The organism is Bradyrhizobium forestalis, from assembly GCF_002795245.1.
Taxonomy (GTDB): Bacteria; Pseudomonadota; Alphaproteobacteria; order Rhizobiales; family Xanthobacteraceae; genus Bradyrhizobium; species Bradyrhizobium forestalis.
In genome coordinates, this window is sequence record NZ_PGVG01000012.1 from 59,725 (window position 1) to 72,436 (window position 12,712).

Annotated in this window: 10 protein-coding genes; 4 read left to right on the forward strand and 6 right to left on the reverse strand. The window is 64.7% G+C overall.

Annotated features, from left to right (window positions below):
* Positions 1 to 13 precede the first annotated feature (13 nt).
* Positions 14 to 781, reverse strand: a complete 768-nt coding sequence (locus CVM73_RS16545) for a glucose 1-dehydrogenase (RefSeq protein WP_100233019.1) — start codon at positions 779 to 781, stop codon at positions 14 to 16.
* Positions 782 to 793: 12 nt separating this feature from the next.
* Positions 794 to 1,993 (reverse strand): mandelate racemase/muconate lactonizing enzyme family protein, encoded by a 1,200-nt coding sequence (locus tag CVM73_RS16550; RefSeq protein WP_100233020.1) that lies wholly within the window; start codon positions 1,991 to 1,993, stop codon positions 794 to 796.
* 177 nt (positions 1,994 to 2,170) lie between these two features.
* On the opposite strand from CVM73_RS16550, the gene CVM73_RS16555 reads away from it, so the two are divergent.
* Positions 2,171 to 2,935, forward strand: coding sequence for a GntR family transcriptional regulator (locus CVM73_RS16555; RefSeq protein WP_100233021.1), 765 nt, complete (start codon positions 2,171 to 2,173; stop codon positions 2,933 to 2,935).
* A 24-nt stretch (positions 2,936 to 2,959) separates the two neighbouring features.
* Positions 2,960 to 4,324: an MFS transporter gene (locus CVM73_RS16560; protein ID WP_100233022.1), complete on the forward strand. Its 1,365-nt coding sequence runs from the start codon at positions 2,960 to 2,962 to the stop codon at positions 4,322 to 4,324.
* A gap of 46 nt (positions 4,325 to 4,370) precedes the next feature.
* Here CVM73_RS16560 and CVM73_RS16565 read toward each other — a convergent pair whose 3' ends face one another.
* The 4 genes from CVM73_RS16565 to CVM73_RS16580 all read right to left on the reverse strand — a co-directional run bounded on the left by CVM73_RS16565 (position 4,371) and on the right by CVM73_RS16580 (position 9,188).
* The gene (locus tag CVM73_RS16565; protein ID WP_100233023.1) at positions 4,371 to 4,607 is read right to left on the reverse strand and encodes a hypothetical protein; all 237 of its coding nucleotides are present in this window, start codon (positions 4,605 to 4,607) and stop codon (positions 4,371 to 4,373) included.
* A 121-nt stretch (positions 4,608 to 4,728) separates the two neighbouring features.
* Entirely contained in the window at positions 4,729 to 5,988 is a 1,260-nt protein-coding gene (locus CVM73_RS16570) for an arsenic transporter (RefSeq protein ID WP_167406884.1), read from the reverse strand.
* A 54-nt stretch (positions 5,989 to 6,042) separates the two neighbouring features.
* The gene (locus tag CVM73_RS16575) at positions 6,043 to 6,483 is read right to left on the reverse strand and encodes an EamA family transporter (RefSeq protein ID WP_100233025.1); all 441 of its coding nucleotides are present in this window, start codon (positions 6,481 to 6,483) and stop codon (positions 6,043 to 6,045) included.
* A 227-nt stretch (positions 6,484 to 6,710) separates the two neighbouring features.
* A complete protein-coding gene (locus CVM73_RS16580) occupies positions 6,711 to 9,188 on the reverse strand; it encodes a PAS domain-containing hybrid sensor histidine kinase/response regulator (RefSeq protein ID WP_100233130.1) in 2,478 nt (825 codons plus the stop codon).
* Positions 9,189 to 9,409: 221 nt separating this feature from the next.
* Between CVM73_RS16580 and CVM73_RS16585 the strand changes: the two genes are divergently transcribed.
* Together CVM73_RS16585 and CVM73_RS16590 are read left to right on the forward strand one after the other, a co-directional pair.
* Positions 9,410 to 10,513 carry a zinc-binding metallopeptidase family protein gene (locus tag CVM73_RS16585; RefSeq protein ID WP_100233026.1) on the forward strand — a complete coding sequence of 368 codons (1,104 nt, stop codon included), beginning with the start codon at positions 9,410 to 9,412 and terminating at the stop codon, positions 10,511 to 10,513.
* Positions 10,514 to 10,676: 163 nt separating this feature from the next.
* A complete protein-coding gene (locus CVM73_RS16590; RefSeq protein ID WP_100233027.1) occupies positions 10,677 to 12,692 on the forward strand; it encodes an acetyl-CoA carboxylase biotin carboxylase subunit in 2,016 nt (671 codons plus the stop codon).
* Positions 12,693 to 12,712: the final 20 nt, after the last annotated feature.

Below are 12,712 nucleotides of genomic sequence, written 5' to 3' on the forward strand. Positions count from 1 at the left end.
TAGACTTCGCAGGTCACATCGCGGCGATCATGCCGCCATCGACATAGATGATCTGGCCGTTGACGTAGGTGGAGGCGTCCGACGCCAGGAAGATCGCCGCGCCGACCAGCTCATCCGGCTTGCCCCAGCGCTTGGAGGGAATGCGCCCCATCAGCCAATTGTTGAAATCGGCGTTGTTGACCAGTGCCTCGTTCATGTCGGTCAGCATGTAGCCGGGGCCGATCGCATTGGCCTGGATACCGTGCTGGGCCCATTCCACCGCCATCGAGCGGGTCAGGTTCTTGATGCCGCCCTTGGCGGCGGTGTAGGGCGCGATGGTGGGGCGCGCGAGCTCGCTGCCGAGCGAGCCGATATTGATGATCTTGCCGCGCTTGCGCGGGATCATGCGCTTGGCAGCCTCGCGGCCGATCACGAAGGCGCTGGTGAGGTTGGTCTCGATCACCTTGCGCCATTCGTCGGTGGTGAACTCGACCAACGGCTTGCGGTGCTGAATGCCGGCATTGTTGACGACGATGTCGACGGCGAGGCCCTTTTTGTCGAAGTCGTTGAAGGCCGCGATGATCGCGGGCTCGTCGGTGACGTTGAAGGCGGCGCCTTCGGCCTGGTAACCCGCGCTGCGAAACTCGGCGACGGCCTGCTCGACGCGCTTGGGGTCGACGCCGTTGATGATGATCTTCGCGCCGGCCTTGGCCATGCCCTCCGCAATGGCGCGGCCGAGGCCGCGGGAGGAGCCGGTCACGAGCGCGGTGCGGCCTGAGAGGTCGAAGAGAGAAGTGCTCATCTCGAGGAATCCTTAAGTGTTGGAACGGCGCACGGTGAGATCTGAGCGCTCGAATACGGCGGGCAGAAGGTCGACGCCGAGGCCGGGTCCTTCCATCGGGAAGACGTAGCCGTCCTTGATCACGGGCATCGTGGTGACGAGTTCATTGTACCAGCCCTTGTAGAAGGCGCGCACCGATTCCTGGATCAGCGTGTTGGGCTGGCTGAACGACATGTGGATGGCCGCGATGAAGCCGATCGGGCCGATGCAATCGTGCGGCGCGAACGGCCGGTGATAGGTCTCGGCCATCGCCGCGATCTTACGGCCTTCGGTGAGGCCGCCGGTCCAGCACAGGTCCGCCATCACCACATGCATGGCGTCGCGGTCGAGCATGTCCTTGTAGGGAAAGCGCGAGCCCAGCGTCTCGCTGGCGCAGACCCAGACGTCGGTCGAACGCGCATATTCGGCCAGCGCCTGCGGCGAGTTCATCCGGATGGGGTCCTCGTACCAGGTCGGCTTGTAGGGCTCGAGCGCGCGCGCGATCTGCTTGGCGGTCGGCAGATTCCACAGCGAATGGAGCTCGACCATGATCTCCATCTTGTCGCCGACGGCTTTGCGGATCTTCTCGAACGGCTCGATCGCCTGCTTCATCTGGGCGGCGGTGATGTAGAGGCCCTTGTTCTCCTGCGCGGCCGGATCGAACGGCCAGATCTTCATCGCCGAGATGCCGCTTTCGAGCAGGCTTTCGGCGAGTACATCGGCATGGTTCATGAAGCCGTCGAGATCTTCATAGGGTCCCTTGGAGGCGCCGAGATTCCAGTTCGCGACTGGGCTGATATTGGTCGAGCGGACATATTGCGTGCCGGCGCAGGTGTTGTAGATGCGCTGCTTGTCGCGGCAGAGGCCGCCGAGCATCTGATGCACCGGCTGGCCGCAGACCTTGCCGAACAAATCCCACAGCGCGATGTCGATGGCGGAGGCCGCGCGATACTCGACACCGGTGGACGACTGCGCCATCGGCAGATTCAGCATGTCGCGATGGATCGCCTCGATGTGCAGGGGATTGCGGCCGAGCAGGCGGCCGGCAAAGGTGTCGTGGATCTGCGCCTCGACCGCGCCCGCACCATAGAAGGTCTCGCCGAGACCGATCACGCCGGCGTCGGTGTGGACGCGCACCCAGATGACGTTGGAGAATTCCTCGGTACGCAGCGTCTCGATCGACGTGATCTTCACGGCAACTATCCTCCCATCACGGGCGCCTCGCGCCGACGTCTCATTTTGCATTGCAGCATGTTGCATGTTGCGTGGAAGTCTTACGCCTGCTTGTAATATATCACAACATGTTTTAAGGGTGCCACAAACAAAGCGCCGCCCAACAACGAGAGCGCGAACCTGACGGGAGAGAACGACATGGCACGGCGCAAGCGCGCGCTCGAGGTGGTGAGACACGACGACAGCGAGGGCAGGCCCTCGCGGCGCAACCGACTCAATTTCTTCGAGCTGGCCTATCAGAGGATCGAGGAGCTGCTCGTTCATTGCGAGCTCAAGCCCGGACAATTCATGACGATGCTGGAATTGCAGCAGATCACCGGTTTCGGGCGCACGCCGGTGCATCACGCCGTCAATCGTCTCTCGGCCGACACGCTCATCATCATCCGGCCCCGTCATGGCCTGCACATCGCCCCGATCGATCTGGCGCGCGAGCGCATGCTGCTGGCCTTGCGCCGTGACATGGAGCGTTTCGTGATCCGTCTCGCGGCCGATCGCGCCAGCCTGTCGCATCGCAATCAGGCGCTTCACATCGAGCGTCTGCTGCGCGAGCGCCGCGCCACCCTAACCCTCGACGAATTCAACAGCCTCGATCGTCGTATCGATGCACTGGTGCTTGAGGCAGCCGGCGAGCCGTTCCTGGTGCACACGCTGCGGCCGCTGCACACGCTGTATCGGCGCATCGGCTACATCCACCACCGCTTCATGCCGGGGCAGGCGGATCTGTCAGGCACGATCGATCATCATCTCGCCATTCTCAGTGCCGTCGCCAGCCGCCGCGTCGAGGAGGCCGTGAAGGCGAGCGATGCACTGATCGACTACATGGGCGAGATGTTCACGGGCATGGAGGCGGGGATCGACCCGCGCCTGCTCGATTGCAGCATCGAGCCGCTGCTCGGCACGTAGAGAGTTCTGAGGAAAGGAAGAAGAATGACAACGATGGCGATGCCACAAACGACCGCGAGCGAAGCCGCGGTCCGCTACCTCATCACCAACTACAGCCCCAAGGGCAACAAGGTCGGCTGGCTGATGATGGCCTCGATCCTGGTCGAGGCCTGGGACCTCTATTCGATCGCCTTCGTGCTGATTTTCATCAAGGAGCAGTACAATCCCGATCCGCTGATGCTCGGCCTTGCCGCGGCGGGCACGCAAGGCGGCGCCCTGATCGGCGCGCTGCTCGGCGGCTGGCTGTCCGACAAGATCGGGCGCCGGGTCATGTTCCTGGCGACGATGGTGATGTTCATCGTGCTGGCGCTCGCGCAGGCCTTCGTGCCGAACGTGGCCTGGCTCGTCGTGATCCGCTTCCTGCTCGGCATTCCGCTCGGCTCCGACATCTCGACCGGCTACACCTACATCATGGAATCCATGGCCAAGGGCGAGCGCGAAGTCATGGGCAACCGCTGGCAGTTCATGTTCGCCGTCGGCGAGGTCCTGACCATCGGCGTCATCGTGATCTTCCTCCTGGTCGACATGAACCACGAGATGCTGTGGCGCGTGACGCTCGGCCTCGGCGCGGTGCCGGCGCTGATCATCCTCATCATGCGCCACGACGTGCCGGAGACGGCGGTGTGGCTGGTGCAGAAGGGGCGCTACCGCGAGGCCAAGCAGGTCGCCCGTGAGATGTTCAACGACAATCTCGACATGCTGCCGGATCGGGACGTCGAGGTGCCGAAGGTCTCGACCCGCGCGTTCCTCGCCGACCTCAAGAAGGACCCGATCCGCTGGCGCGCGACGGTCTACGGCTGGATTGCCTGCTTCATGCAAGCAAGCGAGTTCTCGACCTTCGCGTTCTACCTGCCGGTGCTGTTCGCGATGGTCGGCGTTTCGTCAATTCTCGGCAACAATCTGGTGACGATGGCGCTGTTTGCCTTCGCGGGGCTGTCGGGCTGGGTCGGACCCTTGCTGACGCCGAAGATCGGTCATCGTGGCATCTCGATCGCCGGCTTCTCGATCGTGCTGGTATCGCTGCTCGTCGCGGCCCTCGCGCTCTACACCGACAACAAGATGCTGCTGCCGTTTGCCGCCGCCGCGATGCTGTGGGGCCATTACTGGGACGCCTCGAACTGCATGACGATCCCGACCATGGTCGCCAAGCCGAAATATCGCGGCACCGCCAGCGGCTTCGCCTACATGTTCGTGAAGCTGCCGTCGTTCCTGGCGATCTTCCTGTTCCCCTCGCTGTTCGCGGCGATCGGGCAGGCCAACGCCACGCTGTTCGTCGCGATCTTCCCGCTGATCGGATTGCTCGCGGCGATCTTCATCCTGCCGGAAGTCTACGGTTACGAGAACGACTGACAAATTGCCCGGTCGCGGCCTTGGGGCCGCGATCGGGCTTCTCCCGCTACGGGCTCAGAAAGACGGGATCGATCCCGGTGCCATGGCCGAGCAGACCGATGGCCTGAAGCTGGGCCGTATGCAGGTCGATCTCCACGATGGCGAACAGGGCCAGCAGCACTGCGACGGAGAAGACGAGCAGGGGATGGGACGTCTCCGCGCGACCTTCGGCGGGCGCAACGAAGCTCTGAATTCCGCGACGCAGAGAGAAGCTCTGCGGCAGCGACTTTGATCGAATCTGCATGATGACCTTCCTTGCCGCGGCCTATCTGAAGCTCGCGACAAGCGAACTCTAGCCGCGGCCGCACCACCGGCATTGATGCACCGCAAATAGCTGCCTTTATCTATGCAGGCGCGTTTTGACGCTATCTGATGGCAACCGCCAGCGCAGCGATCAAGGCAGGGGGCGTCACCAGCAGACCGAGCTTGAGGAACGGCCAGGCACCGACATCGATCTTCTCGCGCCGGAGCGCGACCAGCCAAAGGATGGTGGCGAGCGATCCGGTCACCGACAGATTGGAGCCGAGATCGACGCCGATCAGGATGGCGCTGACGACCGTTGCGGGCAGATGATCGTTGGCCGCGACGGAGCCGGCGACGAGGCCGACCGGAAGATTGTTGGCGATGTTGTCGGCGAGCGCGGTGGCGATGCCGACGCTCCAGGCGGCCTGGGACACCGATTGCGAGACCGCCTGGTGCAGCAGCGCGCTGAGCTGTGCAATCACGCCGGTCTTCACCAGCGTTTCCACCATGACGAAGAGCCCGCCGACCAGCGGCAGCACGCTCCAGGAGACACCGTGCAGCACGGGCAAAGGCGATTGCCGGTTGATCAGCAGCACGAGCGCGGCCGTCGCCACACCGCAGATGAACGTCGGCAGACCCAATTGCAGGTCGAGGGCCGAGGCCCAGATCAGCACGATGCCGATGGCGCCGATGCCATAGGCCGTCAACAGGCCACCGCGGCTGAGTTTGGGATGAGGCACCCGCGTTTCGATGGTTTCGTCCTTCAGCTCGCGACGCAAAGCGAGGCGCAGGGCGATATAGGTGAGACCAATCGAGGCGAGCGACGGCAGAGCGAACTGGCGCAGCCAGGTCCCCAGATGCGGCATGTTCTTGCCGAACACGACGAGGTTGGCCGGATTGGAGATCGGCAGCACGAAGCTTGCGGCATTGGCAATGAAGGCACAGACGAAGAGGTAGGGGAGCGGCTTGGCGCCGGCCGCGCGCGTCGCGGCGTAGACCGCGGGCGTCAACACGATCGCGGTTGCGTCGTTCGAGAGCAGCACCGTCACCAATGTCCCGACCAGATAGATCAGCAGGAACAGCCGCTGCGGCGAGCCGCGTGCATGCTCGACCGCGAAAGCGGCCAGATAATCGAACAGGCCTTCGAGCCGCGCCAGCTCGGCGATCAGCATCATGCCGATCAGAAAGAGATAGACATCGATGCCTTTCTCGATGCCTGTCAGTGCATCTTGCCACGGCAGCAAACCGAGCAGCACCAGCGTTGCTGCGCCGATCACGGCCCAGATCGCCTCCGGCATGCGAAACGGGCGGATGATGACGCCTGCGGTCGCGGCGACGATGATGCTCCAGGCCCAGATGGCGTCAGACGGCGGGGGCGGCAAGTCGATCTCCAAATTCCGTCCCTGACTACCGCGTGCCGGATAGATCCGCCAGCCTCAAAACTTGATTGCCAGCAATACCGCGCCCGCGCTGATCATGGCGATGCCGATCCAGCCCTGCGCCGTCGGCCGCTCGCCGAGGAACGCGAAAGCGAACAGGGCGACCAGCACGACGCTGAGCTTGTCGATCGGGGCGACCAGCGTCGCGGGGCCGAGTTTCAGTGCGCGGAAATAGCAGAGCCAGGATGCGCCGGTTGCCAGTCCTGACAACACCAGGAACACCCAGGTCTTTGGCGAGACCGCAGTGGGCACGACGAATTGTCCGGTGAAGAACAGCAGCACCGCAAAGGCGAGCAGCACCACGATGGTGCGGATGAAGGTGGCGAGGTCCGGATTGATGTTCTCGACGCCGACCTTGGCGAAGATCGCGGTCAGCGCCGCAAAGCAGGCAGAGAGCAGCGCCCAGGTCTGCCAGGCGGAGAGGAGGGCGGGTTTCATGGGTGTGTTGCCTTCATGTGGTCGTATCCCGTGTCGCAGTCCAACACTCCGTCGTCGTCCCGGACAAGCGCAAGCGCAGATCCGGGAGCCATAACCACAGGATGGAGTTTGGCGAGGGCTCACAATGACCGGCTCGCGCTACGATTTCTCCCTGGGAGTATGGGTCCCGGATCGGCGCGCGCTTTGGGCGCGCTTGTCCGGGACGACAGGGTGCATTTGGCTGAAACTCACCTTGCCACCGGCAGCTTCTCCGTGATTGCCTTACGCAGGATGCGCGAGAGCGATTCCACCGAATACGGCTTCTGGATCAGCTCGAAGCCGCGATGGGCGCTTTCGGCGAGCACGTTGCTGTAGCCAGAGGTGAGCACCACGGGCAGGCCCGGATAGCGCTCGCGGATGATGCCGGCAAGCTCGACGCCGTTCATGCCGGGCATGATGACGTCGGAGAAGACGAGGTCGACGGCAAATTCATTCTCGCTGAGGATCGCGAGCGCCGCATTGGCGTCGGCGACGCGGCGGACGACATAGCCAAGATCTTCCAGAAGCTCGGTCGAGAACTGGCCGACATCGTCATTGTCCTCGACCACGAGCACGCGGTAGCCGCGCCCGGTGGTCGCAGCCTCGCTGGTCAGCGCCGCCGCGTCCCTCTCGGTGGCGGGGCTTTGGGCCTGCGGCAGGTAGATGGTGAAGGTCGCGCCTTCGCCCTGCGTGCTCGTCACCGCGATGTCGCCCTCGGACTGCTTTGCGAAGCCGAACGCCTGGCTGAGGCCGAGGCCGGTGCCTTTGCCGACTTCCTTGGTGGTGAAGAACGGTTCGAAAATGGACTCCAGATGTTCCTGCGCGATGCCGCTGCCGGTATCCGCGACCGAGATCGCGATGTAGTCGCCGCCGCGCGCCGATTGCGCGCGCAGGCCCGGGATGCCCTGCACCTTGCGCACGGCAATGGTGAGGCGGCCTTCGTCCTCCATGGCGTCGCGGGCGTTGATGGCGAGGTTGATCAGGGCGGTCTCGAACTGTGCGACGTCGGCGACAGTGAAGCAATCGGCGTCCTGAATCTCCACGGCGATCTCGATGCGGCCGCCGACCAGCGGCCGGATCAGCTGCGCCACGCCCTCGACCTGGCGGCCGACATTGAAGATCTGCGGCTTCAGCGGCTGCCGGCGGGCGAAGGCCAGAAGCTGCGCGGTCAGTTTCGAGGCGCGCTCGACGGTGTCGGAGATGGCGTCGACATAGCGGCGGCGGCGCTCTTCCGATAACTCGCGCCGGCGCAGGAAGTCCGTGGCCGAGCGGATGATGGTGAGGAGGTTGTTGAAGTCGTGGGCGACGCCGCCGGTGAGCTGGCCGATCGCCTCCATCTTCTGCGACTGGCGCAGCGCCTCTTCGCCGAGACGGCGCTCGGTGATGTCGACGGCTTCGGGCACGGCGCCGGTGATGTTGCCGTAGCGGTCGAGCACGGGGCGCATGCCGAAGTCGAAATCCCGTTCGCCGATGGGAAGACGCAGCCGCATCTCAAGCCGCACCGCTTCGCCCTTCAGCACGGTGTCGAAGGCTTCGCGTACGGCAGCGCTCATACGTTCCGTGCCGGTGAACCAGGGCGTTTCCCAGAACGGCTTGCCGACCACGTCCTTAGAGCTCGCCTTGATGCCGTCGAGCGCGGTCTTGTTGGCGTAGAGCAGCTCGCCCTTGAGATTGACCAGGCCTTGATACTGGTTGCTGGTCTCCAGGATCGCGCGCAACCGGGCCTCGTTGGATTCGAGCTCGGCGGTGCGCTGGGCGATACGTTCTTCCAGCGTCTCATTGATCTGCCGGAGCTCGATCTCGGCCTGCTTGGCGACGGTGATGTCGTGGGCGACACCGATGAAGCCGATATGCTTGCCGGTCGGGTCCCAGCGCGGCTGCGATTCCGAGCGCAGCCAGCGCCATTCGCCGCTGGCGTTCCTGTAGCGCGCTTCCAGCACGAACGGCTTCAGCGACGCCTCACCCTGGACGGATTGTTGCAGCACGTGCGGCAGGTCGTCCGGATGCAGCACCTTGCGCCAATCGAAATCGATGGCCTGGTCGTAGGGCAGGCCGACGAAGTCGACATAGGCCTTGTTGGCGAAGGAGCGCTTGCGGTCGAGCTTGGTGACCCAGATCGGCACCGGCGCGCTGTCGGCGATCAGCCGGAAGCGCTCCTCGCTTTCGCGCAGCGTCTCCCGCGCCAACGCCTGGTCGGTGATGTCGATATGGGCGCCGACGAGGCGGATGGCGCGGCCGTCCTTGTCGCGCTCGATCTTGGCGACGACCCGGATCCAGCGGGTCTCGCCGTCGCTCGGACGGATGATGCGGTATTCGGCGGTGTAATCCTCGCTCGTCCCGGAAAGCGCCTCGAAGAAGTGTTTCACCGCCGCGTCGCGGTCGTCAGGATGGATACGGTTGACCCAGTCCTCGTGCGTCTCGTCCGCGGCCTCCGGGGGCAGGCCATGGATCATCAGATATTCGGGCGAACGGCGGGTCTTGAACCCCTCGCGGGAAACGACCTCGACGCCGCCGACCTTGCCGATGCGCTGGATGCGCGCGAGCTCGGCCTCGCGCTCCTGCAGCGCGCGATAGGCATTGTCGCGCTCGCGCGCGACGTCTTCGAGGTGCTGGCGCAGCCTTTCGGCGGCGATGGTCTCGGGCAAGGGATCGTTCAAGGCGTCGGCCGTTGTCATGCGGGTGCGCACGTGCCGGACCAATATTCACACAGACGGAGCGTGATGGCCATTGCCTAGAGGAGATAGACTGTTTGGAAGGACCCGCGGCCAGCCGGAACGCGGGAAAGTGCGGTCAAGCAACGCCCGGTCTGGCAATTTGTTCCTGATACTGGAACGATGCGGCCGCGGACGCGTCTTCGCGAGGCGCCACAACTCTCATTCATGGGACGCGCTTTCGGAGAGGCCAAATCTTGAAGCTCTTTGTCTGTCAGTCCTGTGGCAACGTCCTCTATTTCGAGAACCGCACCTGCGAGCGTTGCGGTCACCGCGTCGCCTTCCTCCCGGAGAAGGAGACGATGTCGGCGCTCGAGCCCGCGGGTGGGGCTCAAGGCGGGGCCTGGACGACCCTGGCCGACGCGGGCAGGGGACGCATGCTGTGCCGCAATGCCGAGTACGATGCCTGCAACTGGCTGACGGACACCGGCGACAGCAGCGGCTATTGCCGCGCCTGCCGCCACAACGGCATGGTGCCGGACCTGTCGGACCCCGCGCAGCTCGCCGGCTGGCGCGAGCTGGAGGTGGCGAAACACCGGCTGTTCTATTCCCTGATCCGCTGGAAGCTGCCGCTGCAGAACCGTCAGGACAATGCCGAGCATGGCCTGATCTTCAATTTCCTCGCCGACGATCCACACAGCGGCGAGAAGGTCATGACCGGCCATGACAACGGCCTGATCACGATCGCGCTGACCGAGGCCGACGACATCGAGCGCGAGCGGCGCCGGCTGGAGATGGGCGAGCCTTACCGGACGCTGCTCGGGCATTTCCGCCACGAGGTCGGCCACTATTTCTGGGACGTGCTGGTGCGCGACGGCGGCAAGCTCGACCAGTGCCGCGCCGCGTTCGGCGACGATGCGGCCGATTACGGTCAGGCTTTGCAGCGCCACTATGCCGAAGGTCCGCCGCCGGACTGGCAGCAGAGCTACGTCTCGGCCTATGCCACGATGCATCCCTGGGAAGACTTCGCCGAAACCTGGGCGCACTATCTCCACATCGTCGACACCCTGGAGATGGCCTCCGAGTTCGGCATGGAGGTGCGCCCCAAGGTCGACCGCGACGGGGAGTTGACGGCGCGCATCCGTTTCAACCCCTACGAGGCAAGGGACGTCCAGGCGCTCGTCGACGCATGGCTGCCCTTCACCTTCGCCATGAACAGCGTCAACCGGGCCATGGGCCTGCGCGATCTCTATCCCTTCATCCTGTCGCCCGCGGTGGTCGGCAAGCTCGGCTTCATTCACGGCGTGGTCCGGGACGCGGCCAAGGCCGGTAAGCCACGGGAAGCTGCACGGCTTCCCTAGGGCTCGCCGCGCCCATTTCGGTCTTGCGCTGGTACGCCAGAAGCCCCGGATTTAGACCGTTGCCTCCGGCTCATTTTGCTGTACCACGGGAGCCACACGGCCCCTCCCATAGGCCTCAACGGCCAGGGAAGGGTCCCGCCCAAGGTCGAGACTCAAGAAAAGCATGTTCAAACGCATTCTGATCGCCAATCGCGGCGAAATCGCCTGCCGGGTCATCAAGACTGCCCGCAAGATGGGAATTCAAACGGTTGCGGTCTATTCCGAGGCCGACCGCGATGCCCTCCATGTCGAGATGGCCGACGAGGCGGTGCTGATCGGCCCGCCGGCTGCGGCCGAGAGCTATCTGGTGATCGAGAAGATCGTCGAGGCCTGCCGCAAGACGGGCGCCGAGGCCGTGCATCCCGGCTATGGCTTCTTGTCCGAGCGCGAGGCGTTTCCGCGCGCGCTGGAGGCGGCCGGCCTTGTCTTCATCGGCCCGAACCCGGGCGCGATCGCCGCGATGGGCGACAAGATCGAATCGAAGAAGGCGGCCGCCAACGCCGACGTCTCGACCGTGCCGGGCTTTCTCGGCGTCATCGAGGACGCCAAGCATGCGGTCAGGATCGCCGACGCGATCGGCTATCCCGTGATGATCAAGGCCTCCGCAGGCGGCGGCGGCAAGGGCATGCGGATCGCCTACTCGACCCAGGAGGTCGAGGAGGGATTTGGGCTCGCAAAAGCGGAAGCGAAGGCCTCGTTCGGCGACGACCGCGTCTTCGTCGAGAAGTTCATCGTCGATCCCCGCCACATCGAGATCCAGGTGCTGGGCGACAAGCACGGCAACGTCATCTATCTCGGCGAGCGCGAATGCTCGATCCAGCGCCGCAACCAGAAGGTCATCGAGGAGGCGCCGTCGCCGCTGCTCGATGAAGCCACCCGCCGCAAGATGGGCGAGCAGGCGGTCGCGCTGGCGAAAGCCGTGCACTACGATTCCGCCGGGACCGTCGAGTTCGTCGCCGGGCAGGACAAGAGCTTCTACTTCCTCGAGATGAACACGCGTCTCCAGGTCGAGCATCCCGTCACCGAGCTCGTCACCGGCATCGACCTCGTCGAGCAGATGATCCGCGTTGCCGCCGGCGAGAAGCTCGCCATCGCGCAGAAGGACGTCACGCTGACGGGCTGGGCGGTGGAGTCCCGCCTCTATGCCGAAGATCCCTTCCGCAATTTCCTGCCCTCGATCGGGCGCCTGGTGAAGTATCGCCCGCCGGCGGAAGCCAGCAAGGACGGCATCACCATCCGCAACGACACCGGCGTGCAGGAGGGCGGCGAGATCTCGATCCATTACGATCCGATGATCGCCAAGCTCGTCACGCACGCGCCATCGCGCGCGGCCGCGATCGAAGCCCAGTCCACCGCGCTGGATTCGTTCTACGTTGACGGCATCCGCCACAACATCCCGTTCCTGTCGGCGCTGATGCACCATCCGCGCTGGCGTGAGGGACGGCTCTCGACCGGCTTCATCGCCGAGGAATTCCCCAGGGGCTTTGCAGTGCGCGTGCCTGAAGGCGAGGTCGCGCGGCGGATCGCCGCGGTCGGCGCCGCCATCGATCACGTGCTCGGGGAGCGCAAGCGGCAGATCTCGGGCCAGATGGGTGGCCGCGTCGTGCAGCGCGAGCGGCGCCGCGCGGTCTGGCTCGACCGCCAGGAGATTCTGCTCGAGGTGGCGCGCGAGGGCGAGGCGATCGCGATCCGCTTCATCGATCCCGACGGCAAGGCCGGCGATGCGCATCTGTTGCAGTCGCCGTGGAAGCCGGGCGATCCGGTCTGGCAGGGCACCATCGACGGGCACTTCATTGCGGTGCAGGCGCGGCCGATCGCCAACGGCATTCGTCTTGCGCATCAGGGTGTCGAGGTGCCGGTCTATGTCTGGACCGAGACAGAAGCGACGTCTGCCCGGCTGATGCCGGTGACGACGGCCTCCGACACCGGCAAGAAGCTGCTGTGCCCGATGCCGGGTCTCGTGGTCTCGATCGCGGTAAGCGAGGGGCAGGAGGTCAAGGCCGGCGAGACGCTGGCGGTGGTCGAAGCCATGAAGATGCAGAACGGGCTGCGCGCCGAGCAGGACGGCACCGTGAAGAAGATCCACGCGAGCGCTGGCGCGACGCTCGCGGTCGATGCGCTGATCTTGGAGTTTGCGTAAGCGCACCAAAGCGCAATAGT

Coding starts and splice junctions, on each gene's coding strand:
- CVM73_RS16555 (WP_100233021.1), top strand. CDS start 2,171: ATGGCACGGCGCAAGCGCGCGCTCGAGGTGGTGAGACACGACGACAGC.
- CVM73_RS16590 (WP_100233027.1), top strand. CDS start 10,677: ATGTTCAAACGCATTCTGATCGCCAATCGCGGCGAAATCGCCTGCCGG.
- CVM73_RS16565 (WP_100233023.1), bottom strand. CDS start 4,607: ATGCAGATTCGATCAAAGTCGCTGCCGCAGAGCTTCTCTCTGCGTCGC.
- CVM73_RS16560 (WP_100233022.1), top strand. CDS start 2,960: ATGACAACGATGGCGATGCCACAAACGACCGCGAGCGAAGCCGCGGTC.
- CVM73_RS16545 (WP_100233019.1), bottom strand. CDS start 781: ATGAGCACTTCTCTCTTCGACCTCTCAGGCCGCACCGCGCTCGTGACC.
- CVM73_RS16575 (WP_100233025.1), bottom strand. CDS start 6,483: ATGAAACCCGCCCTCCTCTCCGCCTGGCAGACCTGGGCGCTGCTCTCT.